This is a genomic window from Streptomyces sp. NPDC056128, assembly GCF_042263835.1.
Taxonomy (GTDB): Bacteria; Actinomycetota; Actinomycetes; order Streptomycetales; family Streptomycetaceae; genus Streptomyces.
The window spans coordinates 88,844-108,804 of record NZ_JBHJVQ010000018.1 but is presented as its reverse complement, the minus strand read 5'-3'; the positions used below and the strand labels follow the sequence as shown (position 1 = coordinate 108,804).

Sequence of the window (19,961 nt, the reverse complement as noted above, 5' to 3'; positions counted from 1 at the left end):
CGGCGCGCGCCCCCCCCCCGGCGTGGCCCATCGAGTGTCGCCCCCGCCGCCCCTTCCCTTCCCGTCCCTGGGGGCTGCGCCCCCAGACCCCCTTCGGCCTTCGGCCTCGTCCTCAAACGCCGGACGGGCTGAAACAACGAAGACTTACGGCACGACCACGATCTTCCGTCCCACCCCCGCCGCGAACTGCTCCAGCGCCTGCGGGTAGCGGTCCAGCCCGATGCGGTCGCTGATGAAGACGTCGGGGTCCAGGACGCCGTTCGCGAAGAGTTCGGCGGCGCGCTCGTAGCTGTGCAGGACGGCCATCGAGCCGGTGATGGTGATCTCCTGGTTGTAGACGCGGTACGGGTCGATCTGCACGCGGGTCGCGTAGTCGGCGACGCCGAACTGGAGGAACGTGCCCGCCTTGGCGACCCGGTCCAGGCCGTCCTGGATGGCCGCCGCGTTGCCCGTGGCGTCGATGACGAGGTCCCAGCCCTGGGGGCGGTCCAGCTCGTCGGGCGTCGCGGCCGACCCCGTGACGCCGAGGCCGCGGGCGGTCTCCAGGCGGGCCGGGTTGAGGTCGACCATGTCGACGCTGGCCGCGCCGGTCCGCTTGGCCAGCTCCAGCATCATCAGGCCCATCGTGCCGGAGCCGTAGATCAGGACGTGGGCGCCGAGGCGGGACTGGAGGACGTCGTAGCCGCGGACCGCGCAGGAGAGGGGTTCGATCAGGCCGGCGTCCTGGGTGCGGACGTGTTCGGGGAGCTTCACGCAGTTCGCCACGGGGGCCACCGCGTACTGCGCCGCGCCGCCCGCCGTGGTGACGCCGATGGCGGCCCAGCGTTCGCAGAGGTTGTTGTGGCCGTTGCGGCAGTAGCGGCACTCGTAGCAGTAGAGGGAGGGGTCGACGGCCACCTGGTCGCCGACGGACACCTCCGTGACCTGGGCGCCGACGCCGACCACCGCGCCGGCGAATTCGTGGCCGGGCACGATGGGGAGCTTGGGCGCGAACTCGCCCTGGAGGATGTGCAGGTCGGTGCCGCACAGGCCGCAGGCGGCGACCTCGACGACGACGTCGCGGGGACCTGGCGTCGGGTCCGGGACCTCGGTGACGACGGCGCGGCCCACGGACTCGATGACGGCGGCCTTCATTTCACGGCTCCCAACGACAGGCCCTGGACCAGCTTGTCCTGGGCGGCGAACCCCGCGGCGAGCACCGGCAGGGAGATGACGAGCGACGCGGCGCACACCTTGGCCAGGAAGAGGCCCTGGCTGGTGATGAAGCCGGTCAGGAAGACGGGGGCGGTCTCGGCGACCACGCCCGTCAGCACCCGGGCGAAGAGCAGTTCGTTCCAGCTGAAGATGAAGCAGATGAGGGAGGTGGCGGCGATGCCCGGCAGGGCGATCGGGGCGACCACGCGGACCAGGATCGTGGGCAGCTTCGCGCCGTCCACCCGGGCCGCCTCGATGATCGCGACCGGCACCTCGGCGAGGAAGGACTGCATCATCCAGACCGCGATCGGCAGGTTCATCGACGTGTAGAGGATGACCAGCAGCCAGATGTTGTCCAGCATGCCGGTGTTCTTGGCGAACAGGTAGATCGGCAGCAGGCCCGCCACCACCGGCAGCATCTTGGTCGACAGGAAGAAGAACAGGACGTCCGTCCACTTCTTCACCGGGCGGATGGAGAGGGCGTAGGCGGCGGGCAGGGCCAGGACCAGGACGAAGAGGGTCGAGGCGACCGATGCCACCGCCGAGTTGATCAGCGCGGGCCAGGGGCTGGCGCCGCCGCCGGCGCCGAAGAACTCGCGGTAGCCGTCCAGCGTGAGCGACGCGGCGAAGGACGGCGGGTTGGTGGCCGCGTCCGCCTCCGAGTGGAAGGAGGTCAGCGCCATCCACGCGATGGGCAGAAAGAAGACGATGCCGGCCAGCCAGGCCACCAGGCCCAGTCCGGCACCGGCCTTGCGGCGGGTCCGGGCCGGCTTGGCGGTGGTGGTGGCGGGTCGTACGGCGGTGGCGCTCATGCGCGGCCGACCTCCTCGCGGAACAGGGACGACACCACGCGCAGCGCGAAGGTGGCGATGATGATCGAGCCGATGACGACCAGGACGCCCGCGGCCGAGGCGAGGCCGTTCTCGTGGGCCTGGTAGAAGCTCTGGTAGACGGTGTAGGGCAGGTTGGCCGTGCCCAGGCCGCCGGACGTGATGGTGAAGACGGCGTCGAAGTTCTGGACGATGTAGATCGAGCCGAGCAGGGCGCCCAGTTCCAGGTAGCGGCGCAGGTGGGGGAGGGTGAGGTGGACGAAGATCTGCCAGTCGCCCGCGCCGTCCACCCGGGCGGCCTCGATCTGCTGCTGGTCCCGGCTCTGCAGGCCGGCCAGCAGGATGAGCATCATGAAGGGCGTCCACTGCCACACCAGTGACAGCTCGACCGCGAGCAGCGGGGTGTTGGAGATCCAGTCCGGCTGCGGGCCGCCCACGTAGTGCAGCAACCCGTTGAGCAGGCCGTACTCGGGGTTGTAGAGGACGTGCTTCCAGAGCAGGGCGGCCGCGACCGGGACCACGAGGAACGGGGCGATCAGCAGGGTGCGGACCACGCCCCGGCCCTTGAACCTCCGGTCAAGCAGCAGGGCGAGGGCCAGGCCGAGGACGAGGCTGGCCAGGACGACCGCCACCGTCAGCAGGATCGTCGTCCACACCGACTGGCGCAGGTCCGGATCGCCGAGGACGTCGCCGTAGTTGGCGAAGCCGGTGAAGTGCCGGGCGTCCGGATAGAGGGAGTTCCAGTCGAAGAAGGAGATCACCAGGGTCGCCACGAAGGGCAGCTGGGTGACCGCGATCATGAAGATCAGGGCGGGGAGGAGAGGGGCGCGGGTGGCCCAGGCGCGCAGCCGGGAGGACGGCGGGCGGACGGTGGGGCGGGTCTGGTCGGGTGCGGCCGAGGGGGCCGTTGTCGTGGCGGTCATCGTCCCTCGTACTCCTCGGAGATCTTCTCGGCGAGCTGCTGGGACTTCTTCAGGGCCTCGTCGACGGACTGCCGTCCGGCGATGGCCGCGCTGATCTCCTGGGAGACCTTGGTGCCGAGGTCGGTGAACTCGGGGATGCCGACGAACTGGATGCCGGGCGCGGGCCGCGGCTGGACGCCGGGGTCGTTCGGCTTCGCGCCCTCGATCGCCTCCTTGGTCATCTCCTGGAAGGCGGCGGCCTCCTTGACGTAGGCCGGGTTCTCGTACGTCGAGGCGCGCTTGCCGGCCGGGACGTTGGACCAGCCGATCTCCTTGCCGACGAGCTGCTCGTACTCCTTGCTGGACGCCCAGGAGACGAACTTCCAGGCCTTGTCGGCGTTGCGGGAGGCCTTCTGGATGCCCCAGGCCCAGGTGTAGAGCCAGCCGGAGGAGTCCGTCTTCTCGACCGGGGCCGGTGCGTAGCCGACCTTGCCCTTGACCGGCGACTTGGCGGCGTCCAGGGACCCGGCCGCGGAGGTGGCGTCGTACCACATGGCGACCTTGCCCTGCGTCATGTTGTTGAGGCACTCGGCGAATCCGGACTGGGCGGCGCCGGACTGGCCGTGTTCGCGGACGAGGTCGACGTAGAACTTCGTCGCCTTCTCCCACTCGGGCGAGTCGAGGCGGGCCTGCCAGTCCTTGTCGAACCAGGTGCCGCCGAAGGTGTTCACGACCGTCGTCAGGGGTGCCATCAGCTCGCCCCAGCCGGGCAGTCCGCGCAGGCAGATGCCCTTCATGCCAGGCTCGGCGCCGTCCAACTGGGCCGCGAGGCCGGCGATCTCGGTCCACGTGGGGTGCTCGGGCATCTTCAGGCCCTCTTGGGCGAACACGTCCTTGCGGTACATGAGGAAGGACGACTCGCCGTAGAAGGGCTGGCCGTAGAGCTTGCCGTCGTCGCCGGTGAGGGACTCGCGCATCGGGCCGAGGATGTCCTTCTCGTCGTACGCCGGGTCCTTGGCGACGTAGGGGTCCATCGGCCGCAGCCACTCGTTGCGGGCGTAGATCGGTATCTCGTAGTTGGAGAGGGTGGCGACGTCGTACTGGCCGGCCTGGTTGGCGAAGTCCTGGCTGATCTTGTCGCGGACGTCGTTCTCCGGCAGCACGGTGAAGTTCACCTTGATGCCGGTCTCCTCGGTGAAGTGGTCGGCGGTGAGTTTCTGCAGCTCGACCATCTGCGGGTTGTTGACCATCAGGACGTTGATGGCGTTGCCGCCGGATCCGGCGCCGCCCGCCCCGACCCAGCAGCCGGTGAGCAGCGGGGCGAGCAGCGTCCCTGCGGCGACCATGGCGAGCGTGGCTCGCGGCCTCCGTCGGCTCTGGGTTCGCATGGATCGCTCCTGAACATATGGGGAGGTATGGGGCATTGAGGGGTGTGGGTGTGCCGTGCGCGTGAGGGTGTGCCGTGCGGGGAGTGGGTCGGGTTTCAGACGCGGATGACCTGCGGTCCGAGCAGGGAGTAGCGGTGGGCCTCGGCGGAGGGCAGCAGCGTGCTGGTGACGATCGCCTCCAGGGTGCCGACCTCCGCGAACCGGCAGAAGCTCACCGCCCCGAACTTGGTGTGCGCGCCGGCGAACACGGTGCGGCGGGCGGCCCGGATGGCCTGCGCCTTGACCTCGCTGACCGCGGGGTCGGGGGTGGTGAGGCCGTGCTCGCGGGAGATGCCGTTGGCGCCGATGTACGCCAGGTCGATGACGAAGCCGGCCAGCATCTTCGTCGTCCAGTGGTCGACGGTGGCCAGGGTGCCCGGACGGACCCGGCCGCCGAGCAGCAGGACGGAGGTGTCGTCGGCCTCGGCCAGGGCGCCGGCGACCGGCAGGGACGCGGTGACCACGGTCAGCGGCCGGTCCCGGGGCAGGGCCTCGGCGATCAGCTGGGGGGTGAAGCCCTCGTCCACGAAGACGGTCTCCGCGTCGCCCAGCAGCTCGGCGGCGGCGGAGGCGATCCGGCGCTTCTCGGGCACGTGGCTGGTGGCGCGGAAGGCGAGCGTGGTCTCGAACCCGGCGCTCTCCACGGGGTAGGCGCCGCCGTGGGTGCGGCGGACCAGGCCGTGGTCCTCCAGCGCGCGCAGATCCCGTCGTACGGTCTCCTTGGCGACGCCCAGTTCGGTGGCGAGCGCGGTGACGTCGACCGAACCGGTGGCGCGGGCGACCCGCACGATCTCGCGTTGGCGCTCTTCCGCCGTCCTCGTGCCCATGCCGTACACCTGCCTCACCGCCTCGTCGCCGGGTCGCTGCCCGTTCGGGCCCGTGGGGGAAGTTCTACAGCGGTCGGGCGGCACTGACCAGGTCTGTTGCGGAGCCGATACTGCCCGTGTGGGCCCGTTTCCGGCGTCGGCTGCCCGTCGCGGACCTGGGGCGCAGCGCGGGACGGGGTGAGAACGGGCAGTGCGGATGCCCGCATACGGAAGCGGGCGGGGCCCGTGGGGGGGCGGGCGCGAGTGGTGGGGGGGTGTTTACGGGGGGTGGGGGGGTGGTGGGGGGGGGGGTGGGGGGGGGGGGGGGGGGGGGGCGGGGGGGGTGGGGGTGTGCCGGGGTTGGGGTTTTGCCGGTTTCGGGACGGGGCGGGGCCGGTGGGGGCCCCCCCCGCTTCTCGTGGGGTCGTGTTCCGGTCAGTACGGCCAGATCGGGGGGTCGGTCACGAAGGGGCCGCCCAGGTACGCGTGCGCCGGGTTGTCCGGGTCGAGCCCGCCCTGTTCGGCGACGAGCTTGTCGGCGTACGGCTCGGAGTCGTCCTGCGGCTCGTAGCCGAGCGCCCGCGCGGAGGTGAGGTCCCACCACAGGCGGGTGTTGGCCGAGGAGCCGTGGACGACGGTGTGCCCGACGTTCTCGGCGGTGAGGGCGGCGTGGAAGAGGCGGGCGCCGTCCGCGGGGCTCATCCACACCGAGAGCATGCGCACGCTGGTCGGCTCGGGGAAGCAGGAGCCGATGCGGACGGAGACGGTCTCGATGCCGTGCTTGTCCCAGTAGAGCTGGGCCAGGTCCTCGCCGAAGCACTTGGACAGGCCGTAGAAGGTGTCGGGGCGGCGCGGCGTGTCGACCGGGATGAGGGGGTCGTCGCCCCGGGGGCGCGGGGTGTAGCCGACGGCGTGGTTGGAGGAGGCGAAGACGACGCGGCGGACGCCTTCCTCGCGGGCGGCCTCGTACAGGTTGTACGTGCCCTCGATGTTCGCCTTGAGGATCTTCTCGAAGGGGGCTTCCAGGGAGATGCCCGCGAGGTGGATGATCGCGTCGACGCCGCGGACCGCCTCGCGCAGCGCGTCCCGGTCGGCGAGGTCGGCCACGATCGCGTCCGGCTCGCCCTCGACGGGGCGCAGGTCGAGCGGGCGCAGTGCGTAGCCGTGGGCGGGGAGCAGGTCCCGCATCAGGGTGCCGAGGCCGCCGGCGGCGCCGGTGAGCAGGACGGTGCGGGGAGCGGGCATCCTCGGGACTCCTAGGTCTGCTGCGGCGGCAGTCGTGCGGGTGCGTGCCTGGCGTTCATATGCGTGGACACGCTAAGGAATGGGTGGTGGCCCGTCAAGAGGGCGCCTGCTTGACGGTGTACACGGGGCGGCTTAGCGTGGAGGCGTTCAGAAATATAGACATGAATCATGCATATGGAATGGGGAGCGCCCGTGACCTCAGCCCCTCTCGCCGACCGGATCACCGCCCCCAGCGGGCCGCTGTTCTTCCCCGTCACGGCGTTCGGCCCCGACGGCGGCCTCGACCTCGACGCCTACCGCACCCATGTGCGCCAGGGGGTCGCGGCGGGGGCCGCCGCCGTGTTCGCCTGCTGCGGCACCGGCGAGTTCCACGCCCTCACGCCCGAGGAGTTCGAGGTCTGCGTCCGCGCGGCGGTCGAGGAGACGGCGGGACGGGTGCCCGTCGTGGCGGGCGCGGGCTACGGCACCGCCCTCGCCGTGCGCCACGCCCGCCTCGCCGAGGCGGCCGGCGCCGACGGACTGCTCGCCATGCCGCCCTACCTGGTGGTCGCCGGCCAGGAGGGGCTGGTGCGGCACTACCGGGAGGTGGCCGCCGCGACCTCCCTGCCCGTGATCGTCTACCAGCGGGACAACGCCGTCTTCACCCCGGAGAGCGTCGTCGAACTGGCCCGCACGGACGGGATCGTCGGCCTCAAGGACGGGCTCGGCGACCTCGACCTCGTGCAGCGCATCATCAGTGCCGTGCGCACCGCGCTGCCCGGCGGCGACTTCCTCTACTTCAACGGCCTGCCGACCGCCGAGCAGACCCAGCTCGCCTACCGCGCGCTCGGCGTCACCCTGTACTCCTCCGCCGCGTTCTGCTTCGCGCCCGAGATCGCCCTCGCCTTCCACCGGGCGCTGCGCACCGGCGACGACGCGCTCGCGCACCGTCTGCTCGACGGCTTCTACCGGCCCTTCGTCGAACTGCGCGCCCAGGGCCGCGGGTACGCCGTCGCCCTGGTCAAGGCGGGCGTACGGCTGCGCGGCCTGGACGTGGGGGAGGTGCGGACGCCGTTGCAGGAGCCGGCCGAGGACCACGTGAAGCAGCTCGCCCGGATCATCGAGCGGGGTTACGCGCTGCTCGACGCGGAGCCCGGGGTGGAGTCCTTCGTGGAGTCCGTCGTGGAGGGGGACAAGTGAAGGCGTCGGCGTTCGTCTACCCGTGGGACGTCAACGGCGACCCGGAAGCCCCCGCGCGCGTGGCGGACCTCGGCGTGTCCCAGGTGACGCTCGCCTCCGCGTACCACTCGACCCGGGCGCTCACCCCCCGTCACCCCCGCCACCGCGTCGTCACCGCCGAGCACTCCGCGGTGCTCTATCCGCCGGACGCCGTCCGCTGGGAGGGCCGCGTGCCGCGCCCGTACGAGGCCGGTGACTGGGCGCCCGGCGACGCCTGGGGGGAGGCCGCCGAAGCCCTCGCGCGAGCGGGGCTGGAGTTGAGCACGTGGGTCGTCCTGGCCCACAACTCCCGCCTCGGCGCGGAGCACCCGCACACCTCCGTCGTCAACGCCTACGGCGACCGCTACCCCTGGGCGCCGTGCATCGCGCGGCCCGCCACGCGCGCGTACCTCACCGACCTGGCCGCCGAGGCGGCGGTGCGGCCCGGAGCGCGCGGCACCGAACTGGAGTCCCTCGGCTGGTACGGGCTCGCCCACCTGCACGCCCACGACAAGACCGGCGGGGTCGCCCTCGGGGACGCCGGGCAGTACCTGATGTCGCTGTGCTTCTGCCCGGACTGCCGGGGCGGATACGGCGGTCAGGGCCTCGACGCCGACGAACTTGCCGCCGCTGTGCGCACCGCGCTGGAGCCGGTGTGGCGGGGGACGGCGCCGTCGGACGGGGGCTGGGCGGGCGTCGAGAAGCTGCTGGGCGAGGCGACGGCGAACGCCACGCGCGCGTGGCGGGACGACACCGCCCGCACGCTCCAGGAGGCGGCGGTCGCGGCCGTGCGCGCCGCGGCGCCCTCGGGCTTCGAGGTCCTGCTGCACGCCGACCCCGTCTCCTACCACTGCGGCGCCAACGCCGGCGTCGACCCCGCGCACATCCTGTCCGTCGCGGACGGCGTGGTCGTGCCCTGCACGGGCGGCCCGGCCCTGCTGACGCCCTTCGCCGAGCAGAACCGCGCCGGTGCCATCCTCGCCGCCAACCTCACCGTGGTCTCCGGCATGGGCGGCAGCCCGGACACCCTCGCCACGGACGCGTCCCACGCCGCCGAACGCGGCGCGACGGAGCTGCGCCTGTACCACGCGGGCCTGGCGTCGGACGCCGACCTGGGGGCGGTGCGGTCGGCACTTGGGGGGCTTTGAGACGGGGGCCGTGGGCCGGCTCCTGGGCGACGGGTCTGAGGGGCGACGGAGTACGTGGCCGTGGGCTTGGCGCGGGGTGGCCCCCGGGTTGGTGGGTGGCCCCAGCCGGAGTGGTGGGCGGCCTCTGGGCTGGTGGGTGGTCCCCGCCGGGTTGGTGGGCGCCCCGCGGGGTCGGTGATGCCGGGGTCCGGCGCAGACGGGGGACCGCAGGGGCCGTCACAGCGGCGTGGGAGCGTTCGGTGTCGTGGGCGTGAGGCCGGGATTCTCCCGTGGGCGGCGGGCGATGAGGGTCGCCGTTGTCAGCAGGGCGATGCTCAGGGCGGGCAGCAGCAGGTGCAGGGGCGCCAGCTCCACCAGGGCCGCTCCCGCCGCCAGGCCCAGGACGTTCGGGGCGAAGACGAGGGAGGTGGCCGTCGCGGTGACCCGGCCGAGGAGCGGGCCGGGCGTCTCGTGCTGGACCGCGGTCAGGGCGGCGATCAGCACCGCGGGCAGCCCCGCGCCGATCGCCGCGCCGGAGAGCAGGGCCACCGCGTCGTACGGGACCGCCCGCGCCGCGACCGCCACCGCCAGCAGGGCGATCCCGGCAGCGGCGAAGCGGCGCCCGCCCAGTCGCCGCAGGGCGGGCCCGGCCAGCAGCCCCACCGTCACGGACCCGGCCCCCTGGGCGGCGTACAGCACACCCGCGTACGCGGGGGAGTGCCCGAGGCGGTCCACGACGGCGTAGACCGTGGCGCCGTTGACGCCGGCGCACAGCATCGTGGCGCCGCCGGCGAGGACGAGCGGGCGCAGCCGGGGGTGGCCCCACAGCAGGCGGGCGCCCTCTGCCGCCTGCCGCCACGCGTTCACCGAGGGGCGGGGCGGCGGCGCCTCGCGTACCCGCAGGGCCGCGTACACCCCCGTGGCCAGCACGAACGTCGCCGCGTCCAGCAGGGCCACGCCCGGGCCGCCGTACGCCGTGTAGAGCGCCGCACCGGCCGGTGGCGCCGCCAGTTTCATGCCCTCGTTGGCGGTGGTGCGCAGCCCGTTGAAGTCGCCGAGCAGCCGCGGTTCGACGGTGGCGGCGACGAGTGCCGCCTCGGCCGCGTCGTGGACGACGCCCGCCGCGCCGTACCCGAACAGCACCGCGAACAGCAGCCACAGCATGTCCGGTGAGTCGACGGCGAATAGTGTGAGCAGGAGGCCGGCCGTCAGCAGGCTCGTGGCGATCAGCAGCGGCCGGCGGCGCACGCGGTCCGCCAGGGTGCCCAGCGCCGGACCGGCCAGGGTCGGCGCCCACATCGCGAGCACGCACAGCGCCGCGAGTCCGTCCGAGCCGGTGAGGTCCTTCACCCACACCCCGGACACCAGCCACAGCGCCGAGGTGCCGAAGCCGGACACCACCACCCCGGCGAGATACAGGCCCGCGTCGCGGTCGCGCAGGACCCGGGACACCGCCCAGGGTCCCCGCGTCCGGGTCGTCTTCGTCGTCCTTGGTGTCATGCCTGGTCAGCGTGGGCCTAAGGCCGGGTGCCGGGCATCGGGAAGGTGCCCTATCGGCAGCCCCCGCCGCCGATGAGTTCCGCGGCCCGGATCGGTCTACCTCCCAGGAGAGCCGGCCCATCCGTCGCCCGAGGAGCACCCGATGACCCACGACACCACGACCCTCGATCTCGGCCCGCAGACGCGGGTCCTGGCCCGCCTCGCCGAGGGCGTGAGCGACGCGCGGCTGGCCGACCCGACGCCGTGCCCGGACCTCGCCGTCCGCAACCTGCTCGGCCACCTGACCGGCCTGGCCGCCGCCTTCCGCGACGCCGCGCGCAAGGACCTCGGCGCCACCACCGACACCGCCCCCGATGCCTCCGTGCCGGACATCGGGCCCGGCTGGCGCGAGGAGCTGTCCGGGGTGCTCGGCGAACTCGCGGTGGCCTGGCGCGACCCCGGCGCCTGGACCGGCATGACCCGGGCCGGCGGCATCGACCTGCCCGGAGACGTCGCCGGCGCCGTCGTCGCCGACGAACTGGTCATCCACGGCTGGGACCTCGCCCGCGCCACCGGCCAGGAGTACCGCCCCGACCCGGCCGCCCTCCAGGCGGCGTACGGCCTGCTCAGCGCCGCCGCCGAGGAGACCGACCGGGACGAGGGCATGTTCGGGCCGGTCGTCGCCGTGCCCGACGACGCCCCGCTGCTGGAGCGCGCGGTGGGCCTGAGCGGACGCGACCCCGGCTGGAGCCGCCCCGCCCGGTAGCGCCGGGGAAGGGCCGGGGCCGGCGCCGCCCCACCCGAACTTTCCTTTGTCAGAAGCATTGACGTGGCCTCGCGCCCCTCTTACCTTCAACGCGTCGTACTCCGTACGTCATATATGAGACGCGATACGCGAGATCGGATGTCCGAGACCGGACGTCCGGCGCCCGCGCATCCGACGCGAGACTCCGAGAGGCGCGCATGACCTCTGTGCCCACGCCGATCCCCTCCCGCACGCAGTACGTGCTGGAGGAGATCAAACGCCGCATCCTCACCGGCCGGCTCACGCCGGGCCAAGCCCTGGTCGAGACCGACCTCGCCGCACAGTTCGGGGTGTCCAAGACACCGGTGCGCGAGGCGCTCAAGACGCTGGCCGGGACCGGACTGGTCGTGATGAACCAGTACAAGGGCGTCACGGTGCGCATGGTGGACGCGGACATGGCGCGCGAGGTCTACGACGTGCGGCTGCTCCTGGAGCCCGAGGCCCTGCGGCGCGCCGTGCGCCGCGGCGCCTCCCTGGACGCCGCCCGTGACGCACTGACCCGCGCCGACGGAGCCACCGACACCGCCGAACGGTCGCTGGCCAACCGCGAGTTCCACCGCGCCCTGTACGTGCCCTGCGGCAACCCGCTGCTCGGCCGGATGCTCGACGAGGTCCGCGACCAGGCGGCCCTCGTCTCCGCCGTCGCCTGGGCCGCCGACCCCTCCTGGCAGCGGGAGGCCGGCGAGCACCAGGAGATCCTGCGCCTCGCCCTCGCCGGTGACGCGGAGGGCGCGGCCCGCGCCCTGCACGCGCACATCGCGTCCTTCGTCGAGCGGGCCTTCCCCGAAGCGGGGACCGCGGCCCAGGAAGAGGACGGTCAGGCATGACGGCGACGTTCGAGACCCAGCGGGCGGCCCTGGCCGACGTGGTGGCGATCCCGGTGACCCCGTTCGCCGAGGACGGCTCCGTCGACCCCGCCACCTACCGGGCCCTGCTGCGTCGCCTTCTCGACGGCGGCATCACGACGCTCACCCCCAACGGCAACACCGGCGAGTTCTACGCCCTCTCCCCGGCCGAGCGGCGCCTGGTCACCGAGCTGACCGTCGAGGAGGCGGGCGACCGCGCCGCGATCCTGGTCGGCGTCGGCCACGACCTGCCGACCGCCGTCGCCTCCGCACGGCACGCCCGGGAACTGGGCGCCTCGATGGTGATGGTCCACCAGCCCGTCCACCCCTACGTCGCCCAGGGCGGCTGGGTCGACTACCACCGCGCGATCGCCGAGGCCGTGCCCGAACTCGGCGTCGTGCCCTACATCCGCAACGACCGGCTCACCGGCGCCCGCCTCGCCGAACTCGCCGACGCCTGCCCCAACGTCCTCGGCGTCAAGTACGCCGTCCCGGACGCCGCCAGGTTCGCCGCCTTCGCCCGCGACGCCGGCCTCGAACGCTTCGTGTGGATCGCGGGCCTGGCCGAGCCCTACGCCCCCTCGTACTTCAGCGCGGGCGCCACCGGCTTCACCTCGGGGCTGGTGAACGTCGCCCCGGCGGTCTCGCTGAACATGATCGAAGCGCTTCGATCGGGCGACTACCCGGCCGCCATGAAGGTCTGGGAGCAGATCCGCCGCTTCGAGGAGCTGCGCGCCGCCAACGGCTCCGCCAACAACGTCACCGTGGTCAAGGAGGCCCTCGCCGCCCTCGGCCTGTGCCGGCGCGAGGTCCGCCCGCCGAGCAAGCCCCTGCCCGAGAGCGAGCGCGCCGAGGTCGCCGCCATCGCCGCCGGATGGTCGATATGACACCCAGGAAGTCCCCCGAACAGCTCCGCAGCCACCAGTGGTACGGCAGCGGCGTCTCCTCGGGCCTGCGCTCCTTCAGCCACCGCGCCCGCACCCGGCAGCTCGGCTACCTGCCCGAGGAGCACCTCGGCAAGCCCGTCATCGCGATCCTCAACACCTGGTCCGACATCAACCCCTGCCACGTCCACCTGCGCGACCGCGCCCAGGCGGTCAAGCGGGGGGTGTGGCAGGCGGGCGGCTTCCCGCTGGAGTTCCCGGTCTCCACGCTGAGCGAGACCTTCCAGAAGCCGACCCCCATGCTCTACCGCAACCTCCTCGCCATGGAGACCGAGGAACTGCTGCGCTCCTACCCGGTGGACGGCGCCGTGCTGATGGGCGGCTGCGACAAGTCCACCCCCGCCCTGCTGATGGGCGCCGCCAGCGTCGACCTCCCGGCGGTGTTCGTGCCCGCCGGGCCCATGCTCCCCGGGCACTGGCGCGGCGAGACCCTCGGCTCCGGCACCGACATGTGGAAGTACTGGGACGACATGCGGGCCGGGCTCATCGGCGACTGCGAGATGCACGAGCTGGAGAGCGGTCTGGCCCGCTCGCCCGGCCACTGCATGACGATGGGTACGGCCTCCACGCTCACCGCCGCCGCCGAGGCCCTCGGCGTCACGGTCCCGGGCGCCTCCAGCATCCCGGCCGTCGACTCCGGCCACGACCGGATGGCCGCCGCGGCCGGCCTGCGCATCGTGGAACTGGTCCACCGGGACCGGAAGCTGAGCGACATCCTCACCGCCGACGCCTTCGAGGACGCGGTCACCACGGTCCTCGGCCTCGGCGGCTCCACCAACGCCGTCATCCACCTGATCGCCATGGCGGGCCGCGCGGGCGTCACCCTCACGCTCGACGACTTCGACCGCATCGCCCGCACGGTGCCGGTCCTGGCCAACGTGCGGCCCGGCGGACAGACCTATCTGATGGAGGACTTCCACTTCGCCGGCGGCCTGCCCGGCTTCCTCTCCCGCATCACCGACCTGCTCCACCTGGACCGGCCCACCGTCGCGCACGACACGCTGCGGGAGCAGCTGGACGGCGCCCTAGTCCACCACGACGACGTCATCCGGCCCCGGGACAACCCCGTCGCGAGCGAGGGCGGGGTGGCCGTCCTGCGCGGCAACCTCTGCCCGGACGGCGCGGTCATCAAGCACATCGCCGCCGAGCCGCACCTGCTCAAGCACACCGGGCGCGCGGTCGTCTTCGACGACTACCGGACCATGCAGCGCACCATCAACGACCCGGACCTGAACATCACCGCCGACAGCGTGCTGGTGCTGCGCGGCTCCGGCCCCAGGGGCGGCCCCGGCATGCCCGAGTACGGGATGCTGCCCATCCCCGACCACCTGCTCAAGCAGGGCGTGCGCGACATGGTCCGGATCTCCGACGCCCGGATGAGCGGCACGAGTTACGGCGCCTGCGTGCTGCACGTGGCCCCCGAGTCGCACGTCGGCGGACCGCTGGCGCTGGTACGCACCGGCGACTCGATCACCCTTGACGTCGAGGCGCGCTCGCTGCGGCTCGACGTGGACGACGAGGAGCTGGCACGGCGCCGGGCGGCGTGGACGCCGCCGCCCGCCCGCCACGAGCGCGGCTACGGCGCGCTCTACGACGAACAGATCACCCAGGCCGACACCGGCTGCGACTTCGAGTTCCTGGCCCGCCCGGGCAAGGTGCGGGACCCGTACGCCGGCTGACCCCACTCCGCCAAAGACCATCGCACCCCCCTGCACGCCGAGAAAGCGCTTCCTGCACGAACCGAGCACGACGTACCAGAACCAGAACGGAGAACTGTCATGGCCCAAGCCGCAGCCGTGGCGAAACCGCCCGCGCCACCCCGGCGGCGCCGTGCCTCCGCCACCCCGCGCAGGCTCCCCTACCTGCTCATCGGGCCGGCCGTCCTGCTGATGCTGGGCTTCATCGCCTATCCGGTCATCAGCGTCTTCTACTACAGCCTGCAGCACTACAACCCCACCAAGCCGTGGCGCAACGGCTTCGCGGGCTTCGACAACTTCGTCCGGATCTTCACCGACGACCCGGTGTTCCTGGACACCCTCGTCTTCAGCGCCAAGTGGGTCTTCGTCGAGGTCGGGCTGCAGCTGCTGTTCGGACTGGCGCTGGCGCTCATCGTCAACCAGACCTTCGTCGGCCGGGGCGTGGGGCGCGCCCTGGTCTTCTCCCCCTGGGCCGTCTCCGGGGTCCTGACCTCCGCCATCTGGGTGCTGCTCTACAACTCCCAGACCGGCATCACCCGTTACCTCGCCGACATGGGCATCGGCACCTACGGCACCAGCTGGCTCTCCGACACCTCGACCGTGTTCTCCGCGGCGGTCGTCGCCGACCTGTGGCGCGGCGTCCCCTTCTTCGCGATCCTCATCCTCGCCGACCTCCAGTCCGTCTCCAAGGACCTGTACGAGGCCGCCGAGGTCGACGGGGCGAGCCGCCTCAAGCAGTTCTGGCACATCACGCTGCCGCACCTGAAGGACGCCATCATCCTGTCCACGCTGCTGCGCGCGGTGTGGGAGTTCAACAACGTCGACCTGCTCTACACCCTGACCGGCGGCGGACCCGCGGGCGTCACCACGACCCTGCCGCTGTACATCGCCAACACCAGCGTCGACGCCCACGACTTCGGCTACGCGTCGGCCCTCACCACGGTCGCGTTCGTGATCCTGCTCTTCTGCTCGATCGTCTACCTGCGGCTGAGCAAGTTCGGAGGCGAGAACAAGTGATCACCAAGGAGGCCACCGCGCCCGCCCCCGCACCCGCGCGGGCCGATCACGCACCCCCGCGGCCGGCCGGGAAGCGCCGCCCCGCCTGGGACGAGGTCCCCCGCTGGCAGATCTACCTCCCGCTCGGCATCTACCTGGTCTTCACCCTGGTCCCCTTCTACTGGATCCTGCTCTTCGCGCTGCGCCCGGCGGGCTCGACCTCGCTGGTGCCCTGGCCGATGACGTTCGACCACTTCGAGAAGGTGTGGACCGACCGAAGCTTCGGCACCTTCTTCCAGAACAGCGTCTACGTCGGCGTCGCCACCCTGGTGATGACCACCCTCGTCGCCCTGGCCGGCGGCTACGCCCTCGCCCGGTTCGACTTCAAGGTCAAGCGGGTCTTCATGCTCGGCCTGCTGTGCTCCCAGTTCGTGCCCGGCGCGCTGCTGCTCGTGCCGCTGTTCGAGATCTTCGCCGAACTCCAGATGATCAACTCGCTCGGCAGCGTCATCCTCGCCGAGACGGTCTTCCAGCTGCCGCTGTCGATCATCCTGATCAGCAACTTCATCAAGAACGTGCCGTACTCCCTGGAGGAGGCGGCCTGGGTCGACGGCTGCGGCCGGTTCCGGGCCTTCCGGATCGTCGTGCTGCCGCTGCTGCGGCCGGGTCTGATCGCGGTGGGTTCCTTCGCCTTCGTGCACTCCTGGAACCACTTCCTGTTCGCCCTGATGTTCCTCAACAACCAGTCCAAGCAGACCATCCCGGTCGGTCTCAACTCCCTGATGAGCGCGGACAGCGTCGACCTCGGCGCGCTCGCGGCGGGCGGCATCATCGCCGCGGTCCCCGTCGTGATCGTCTTCGCTTTCATCCAGAAGTGGCTGATCACCGGCTTCAGCGCGGGGGCGGTGAAGGGATGAGCCCGGTTCCCGTCGTCCTCGCCGGCGCCCGCGGGCACGGGCGCTGGCACGTCGCCAACATCCGGCGTCTGGAGCGGGCCGGACTGGTCCGGCTGGCCGGGATCTGCGAACTCACCCCGCTGACCGAGCAGGAGGCCGGCGGGGAACTCCCCGAGCAGTCCGCCGACTTCGGTGCCCTGCTGGACTCCACCGGCGCCCGGGTCGCGGTGGTCTGCACGCCGATCCCCACCCACACCGACCTCGCGCTGACCGCCGCCCGGCGGGGCGTGCACCTGCTCCTGGAGAAGCCGCCGGCGCCGTCCTACGCCGAGTTCCGCCGGATGGCCGACGGGGTCGCCGGGACCGGCGTCGCCTGCCAGGTCGGGTTCCAGTCACTCGGCTCGCACGCCGTGCCGGCGATCCGGGAACTGGTGGCCGAGGGGGCGATCGGTGAGGTCGTGGGCGTCGGCGGGGCCGGGGCGTGGGTACGGGACGAGGCCTACTTCCGCCGGGCGCCCTGGGCGGGCCGGCGGCGGATGGACGGCGCCGACGTGATCGACGGGGCGCTGACCAACCCGCTGGCGCACGCCGTCGCCACCGCCCTCGCGCTCGGCGGCACCACCCGCGCCGAGGACGTCACGGGCATCGAGACCGAGCTGAGCCACGCCAACGACATCGAGGCCGACGACACCTCATGCGTGCGGATCGGCACCGCCCGCGGGCACCGCGTCACCGTCGCCGCGACCCTGTGCGCGGAACGGGCCGCCGAGCCGTACGTCCTGCTGCACGGCGGCAGCGGCCGCATCACCTTCTGGTACAAGCAGGACCGCATCCTGCTCCAGCGCGGCGGCCACGGCCCCGAGGAGTACCAGTACGGCCGCACCGACCTGCTGGAGAACCTGGTCGACCACCTCACCACCGGCGCCGCCCTGCTGGTGCCGCCGGACGAGACCGGCGCCTTCATGCGGGTCGTGGAGGCGATCCGCACGGCTCCCGACCCGGACCCGCTGCCCCCGGCCGCCTGGCACCGCGTCCCCGGAGAGAGCCGCCGCGTGGTCCCCGGCGTCGACGGACTCGTGGCCGCCGCCGCCGACACCCTCAGCCTCTACTCCGAGCTGGGCGCGCCCTGGGCGCCGCGCACCGAGCACGCGCTGAACGAGGTGAGTGCCCGATGACCGGCGACGACACCCCGGTGCTGCGCGTGGCGGGCCGCCCCGTCGCCCGGTACCTCACCCGGCCCGAGCTGCCGGCCCGGCTCTCCCCGCGCCCCTGCCTGCACCCCGTCACCACGCTGGCCGGCACCCCCGTCACCGAGTTCCGCCCCGCCGACCACCTCCATCACCTCGGCGTCGGTGTCGCCGTTCCCGACGTCGAGGGGCACAACTTCTGGGGCGGGCGCACCTACGTCCGCGACCGGGGCCCGACCGAGCTGGACAACCACGGCGCGCAGCGGCACACCGCCTTCCAGCTCCGTGACCCCGACGGCTTCGTCGAGGAACTGCGCTGGGTCGCCGCGGGCACCGAGCTGCTGCGTGAACGCCGCACGGTCGCCGCCACCGAACTCACCGCCACCGCCTGGGCGCTGGACTTCACCTTCTCCCTCACCAACGCCACCAAGGCCCCGCTCACCATCGGCAGTCCCGCCACCAACGGGCGCCCCGGCGCGGCCTACGGCGGCTTCTTCTGGCGGGCCCGCAAGGAGGGCGCGGCCCCGCGGGTCTTCACCGCCGGCCGGGAGGGCGAGCCGGAGGTCCACGGCCACCGCGCCGACTGGCTGGCGCTGACCGGCGACACCTGGACGCTGGTCTTCGCCGGCGCCACCGAACGGACCCGGCGCGACCCGTGGTTCGTGCGCACCGAGGAGTACCCGGGCGTGGGCTCGTCGCTGGCCCACGACGACCGCGTGGCCGTCGCACCGGGGGACACCCTCGTCCGCCGGATCGTCACCGTGGTCGCCGACGGCCGCCTCGACGCCGACGGCGCCACGGCCCTCGTACGGAAGGCGGTCGGCCGGTGACCCCCGAGAGCGCGCCGACGTACACCAACCCCGTGCTGAACGCCGACTGGTCCGACCCGGACGTCGTGCGGGTCGGCGACGACTTCTACCTGACCGCCTCCAGCTTCGGCCGCGTCCCCGGCCTGCCCCTGCTGCACTCCCGGGACCTGGTCAACTGGACCCTGGTCGGGCACGCCCTGGACCGCCTGGAACCCGCCCACGCCTTCGCGGCGCCCGGCCCCGACCGCGGTGTCTGGGCGCCCTCCCTGCGGCACCACGCCGACCGCTTCTGGATCTTCTGGGGCGACCCGGACCAGGGCGTCCTCCAGGTCAACGCCCCCGAGATCCGCGGGCCGTGGACCGCGCCCCGCCTGGTGAAGGCGGGCAAGGGGCTGATCGACCCCTGCCCCCTGTGGGACGACGAGACGGGCGAGGCGTACCTCGTGCACGCCTGGGCCAGGTCCCGCTCCGGGATCAAGAACCGCCTCACCGGTCACCGCATGCACCCCGACGGCACCGAGGTCCTGGACGAGGGCGAGGTGATCGTCGACGCCGACCGCATCCCCGGCTGGTTCACCCTGGAGGGCCCCAAGCTCTACCGGCACGACGGCTGGTTCTGGATCCTGGCACCCGCGGGGTCGGTCGAGACCGGCTGGCAGGGCGCCTTCCGCTCCCGCGGCTTCTTCGGGCCGTACGAGGAGCGGGTCGTCCTCGAACAGAAGGACACCGACGTCAACGGCCCCCACCAGGGCGGCTGGGTGCGCACGGCGTCGGGCGAGGACTGGTTCCTGCACTTCCAGCAGCGCGGCGCGTACGGGCGCGTCGTGCACCTCCAGCCCATGGTGTGGGGCACGGACGGCTGGCCGGTCCTGGGCGACGACGGCGCCCCGGTCACCGAGCACCGGCGTCCCGCCCTGCCGCCGCAGCCGCCCGCCGCGCCGGCCACCGGCGACGACTTCCCCGGCGGTCGCCACGGCCGCCAGTGGTCGTGGACGGCCAACCCCCGCGACGGCTGGGCCACCCAGCACTCGGGGGACGGGCTGCGCCTCGCCTGCGTCCGCTCCGACGACGCGCACGACCTGCGCCGAGTCCCGAGCGTGCTCACGCAGCGGCTGCCCGGCGAGCCCCGCGTGGTCGAGGTGGAGCTGCGGCTGGACAGCGAGGAGCCGGGCGCGCGGGCCGGGCTCGCGGTGCTCGGCGACGCCTACCGCTGGATCGGGCTCCAGCGGGACGCGGACGGGACGGCGTACCTGGTGCACCGGTTCGCCGAGTCGGTGGCGCGGGCCGAGCGCGACGCCGACCGGCCCCGCCCCGCACCGGAGGGCCGCGCACTCCTGCGCGTGGAGACCGTCGCCGGGGCACGGTGCCGTTTCTCCTACGACCTGGGCGACGGCCCGCGCCCCACCGGCCGGGACTTCGCCGCCACCCCCTGGCGCTGGGTCGGCGCCCTGCTCGGCCTGTTCGCCCTGGCGCCGGCCGGCCAGGGACACGCCGGCGCGGCCACCTTCACGCGGTTCCGCGTGGGACCGCACACGCCCACGCCCACCTACTGAACCACCCGAAGCTCCCCTTTGT

At 72.9% G+C, this 19,961-nt stretch carries 18 protein-coding genes; 11 read left to right on the top strand and 7 right to left on the bottom strand.

Features of this window, described 5'->3' with window-relative positions; all coding sequences use genetic code 11:
- Positions 1-144: 144 nt before the first annotated feature.
- The 6 genes from ACFC1X_RS27580 to ACFC1X_RS27555 all read right to left on the bottom strand — a co-directional run bounded on the left by ACFC1X_RS27580 (position 145) and on the right by ACFC1X_RS27555 (position 6,404).
- Complete coding sequence (locus tag ACFC1X_RS27580) at positions 145-1,134, bottom strand: zinc-dependent alcohol dehydrogenase family protein (protein WP_376358171.1); 990 nt, start codon at positions 1,132-1,134, stop codon at positions 145-147.
- The gene (locus ACFC1X_RS27575; protein ID WP_360892795.1) at positions 1,131-2,006 is read right to left on the bottom strand and encodes a carbohydrate ABC transporter permease; all 876 of its coding nucleotides are present in this window, start codon (positions 2,004-2,006) and stop codon (positions 1,131-1,133) included. Before ACFC1X_RS27575 ends, ACFC1X_RS27580 begins: the two co-directional genes overlap by 4 nt.
- The gene (locus tag ACFC1X_RS27570; RefSeq protein ID WP_376358169.1) at positions 2,003-2,947 is read right to left on the bottom strand and encodes a carbohydrate ABC transporter permease; all 945 of its coding nucleotides are present in this window, start codon (positions 2,945-2,947) and stop codon (positions 2,003-2,005) included. Before ACFC1X_RS27570 ends, ACFC1X_RS27575 begins: the two co-directional genes overlap by 4 nt.
- Complete coding sequence (locus tag ACFC1X_RS27565; RefSeq protein WP_376358166.1) at positions 2,944-4,314, bottom strand: ABC transporter substrate-binding protein; 1,371 nt, start codon at positions 4,312-4,314, stop codon at positions 2,944-2,946. Before ACFC1X_RS27565 ends, ACFC1X_RS27570 begins: the two co-directional genes overlap by 4 nt.
- Before the next feature lie 95 nt (positions 4,315-4,409).
- Entirely contained in the window at positions 4,410-5,180 is a 771-nt protein-coding gene (locus tag ACFC1X_RS27560; RefSeq protein ID WP_376358163.1) for a DeoR/GlpR family DNA-binding transcription regulator, read from the bottom strand.
- Between the two features lie 414 nt (positions 5,181-5,594).
- Positions 5,595-6,404: an NAD-dependent epimerase/dehydratase family protein gene (locus tag ACFC1X_RS27555; protein WP_376358160.1), complete on the bottom strand. Its 810-nt coding sequence runs from the start codon at positions 6,402-6,404 to the stop codon at positions 5,595-5,597.
- Between the two features lie 192 nt (positions 6,405-6,596).
- Between ACFC1X_RS27555 and ACFC1X_RS27550 the strand changes: the two genes are divergently transcribed.
- On the top strand, positions 6,597-7,583 hold the full coding sequence (locus ACFC1X_RS27550) for a 5-dehydro-4-deoxyglucarate dehydratase (RefSeq protein WP_376358158.1): 987 nt from the start codon (positions 6,597-6,599) through the stop codon (positions 7,581-7,583).
- Positions 7,580-8,749 (top strand): hypothetical protein, encoded by a 1,170-nt coding sequence (locus ACFC1X_RS27545; RefSeq protein ID WP_376358155.1) that lies wholly within the window; start codon positions 7,580-7,582, stop codon positions 8,747-8,749. Before ACFC1X_RS27550 ends, ACFC1X_RS27545 begins: the two co-directional genes overlap by 4 nt.
- A gap of 216 nt (positions 8,750-8,965) precedes the next feature.
- On the opposite strand, the gene ACFC1X_RS27540 is transcribed toward ACFC1X_RS27545, so the two are convergent.
- Positions 8,966-10,228 (bottom strand): MFS transporter, encoded by a 1,263-nt coding sequence (locus ACFC1X_RS27540; RefSeq protein ID WP_376358153.1) that lies wholly within the window; start codon positions 10,226-10,228, stop codon positions 8,966-8,968.
- A 142-nt stretch (positions 10,229-10,370) separates the two neighbouring features.
- On the opposite strand from ACFC1X_RS27540, the gene ACFC1X_RS27535 reads away from it, so the two are divergent.
- The 9 genes from ACFC1X_RS27535 (at position 10,371) to ACFC1X_RS27495 (ending at position 19,939) form a co-directional block, all read left to right on the top strand.
- Positions 10,371-10,973: a TIGR03086 family metal-binding protein gene (locus ACFC1X_RS27535; RefSeq protein ID WP_376358150.1), complete on the top strand. Its 603-nt coding sequence runs from the start codon at positions 10,371-10,373 to the stop codon at positions 10,971-10,973.
- Positions 10,974-11,170: 197 nt separating this feature from the next.
- Positions 11,171-11,839: a GntR family transcriptional regulator gene (locus ACFC1X_RS27530; RefSeq protein WP_376358147.1), complete on the top strand. Its 669-nt coding sequence runs from the start codon at positions 11,171-11,173 to the stop codon at positions 11,837-11,839.
- Positions 11,836-12,744, top strand: a complete 909-nt coding sequence (locus tag ACFC1X_RS27525) for a dihydrodipicolinate synthase family protein (protein WP_376358145.1) — start codon at positions 11,836-11,838, stop codon at positions 12,742-12,744. The genes ACFC1X_RS27530 and ACFC1X_RS27525 overlap by 4 nt, the downstream gene beginning before the upstream one ends.
- Complete coding sequence (gene araD, locus ACFC1X_RS27520; protein ID WP_376358142.1) at positions 12,741-14,480, top strand: L-arabinonate dehydratase; 1,740 nt, start codon at positions 12,741-12,743, stop codon at positions 14,478-14,480. Before ACFC1X_RS27525 ends, araD begins: the two co-directional genes overlap by 4 nt.
- Positions 14,481-14,579: 99 nt before the next feature.
- Entirely contained in the window at positions 14,580-15,515 is a 936-nt protein-coding gene (locus tag ACFC1X_RS27515; RefSeq protein WP_307011114.1) for a carbohydrate ABC transporter permease, read from the top strand.
- Entirely contained in the window at positions 15,512-16,411 is a 900-nt protein-coding gene (locus ACFC1X_RS27510; RefSeq protein ID WP_376358138.1) for a carbohydrate ABC transporter permease, read from the top strand. The genes ACFC1X_RS27515 and ACFC1X_RS27510 overlap by 4 nt, the downstream gene beginning before the upstream one ends.
- On the top strand, positions 16,408-17,565 hold the full coding sequence (locus ACFC1X_RS27505; RefSeq protein WP_376358135.1) for a Gfo/Idh/MocA family protein: 1,158 nt from the start codon (positions 16,408-16,410) through the stop codon (positions 17,563-17,565). Before ACFC1X_RS27510 ends, ACFC1X_RS27505 begins: the two co-directional genes overlap by 4 nt.
- Positions 17,562-18,407, top strand: coding sequence for a PmoA family protein (locus tag ACFC1X_RS27500; RefSeq protein ID WP_376358132.1), 846 nt, complete (start codon positions 17,562-17,564; stop codon positions 18,405-18,407). The genes ACFC1X_RS27505 and ACFC1X_RS27500 overlap by 4 nt, the downstream gene beginning before the upstream one ends.
- Positions 18,404-19,939 carry a family 43 glycosylhydrolase gene (locus ACFC1X_RS27495; RefSeq protein ID WP_376358129.1) on the top strand — a complete coding sequence of 512 codons (1,536 nt, stop codon included), beginning with the start codon at positions 18,404-18,406 and terminating at the stop codon, positions 19,937-19,939. Before ACFC1X_RS27500 ends, ACFC1X_RS27495 begins: the two co-directional genes overlap by 4 nt.
- The last annotated feature ends 22 nt before the right edge of the window (positions 19,940-19,961 follow it).

Coding starts and splice junctions, on each gene's coding strand:
- ACFC1X_RS27505 (WP_376358135.1), top strand. CDS start 16,408: ATGAGCCCGGTTCCCGTCGTCCTCGCCGGCGCCCGCGGGCACGGGCGC.
- ACFC1X_RS27525 (WP_376358145.1), top strand. CDS start 11,836: ATGACGGCGACGTTCGAGACCCAGCGGGCGGCCCTGGCCGACGTGGTG.
- ACFC1X_RS27535 (WP_376358150.1), top strand. CDS start 10,371: ATGACCCACGACACCACGACCCTCGATCTCGGCCCGCAGACGCGGGTC.
- ACFC1X_RS27580 (WP_376358171.1), bottom strand. CDS start 1,134: ATGAAGGCCGCCGTCATCGAGTCCGTGGGCCGCGCCGTCGTCACCGAG.
- ACFC1X_RS27570 (WP_376358169.1), bottom strand. CDS start 2,947: ATGACCGCCACGACAACGGCCCCCTCGGCCGCACCCGACCAGACCCGC.
- ACFC1X_RS27515 (WP_307011114.1), top strand. CDS start 14,580: ATGGCCCAAGCCGCAGCCGTGGCGAAACCGCCCGCGCCACCCCGGCGG.
- ACFC1X_RS27560 (WP_376358163.1), bottom strand. CDS start 5,180: ATGGGCACGAGGACGGCGGAAGAGCGCCAACGCGAGATCGTGCGGGTC.
- ACFC1X_RS27565 (WP_376358166.1), bottom strand. CDS start 4,314: ATGCGAACCCAGAGCCGACGGAGGCCGCGAGCCACGCTCGCCATGGTC.
- ACFC1X_RS27530 (WP_376358147.1), top strand. CDS start 11,171: ATGACCTCTGTGCCCACGCCGATCCCCTCCCGCACGCAGTACGTGCTG.
- ACFC1X_RS27500 (WP_376358132.1), top strand. CDS start 17,562: ATGACCGGCGACGACACCCCGGTGCTGCGCGTGGCGGGCCGCCCCGTC.
- araD (WP_376358142.1), top strand. CDS start 12,741: ATGACACCCAGGAAGTCCCCCGAACAGCTCCGCAGCCACCAGTGGTAC.
- ACFC1X_RS27555 (WP_376358160.1), bottom strand. CDS start 6,404: ATGCCCGCTCCCCGCACCGTCCTGCTCACCGGCGCCGCCGGCGGCCTC.
- ACFC1X_RS27575 (WP_360892795.1), bottom strand. CDS start 2,006: ATGAGCGCCACCGCCGTACGACCCGCCACCACCACCGCCAAGCCGGCC.
- ACFC1X_RS27540 (WP_376358153.1), bottom strand. CDS start 10,228: ATGACACCAAGGACGACGAAGACGACCCGGACGCGGGGACCCTGGGCG.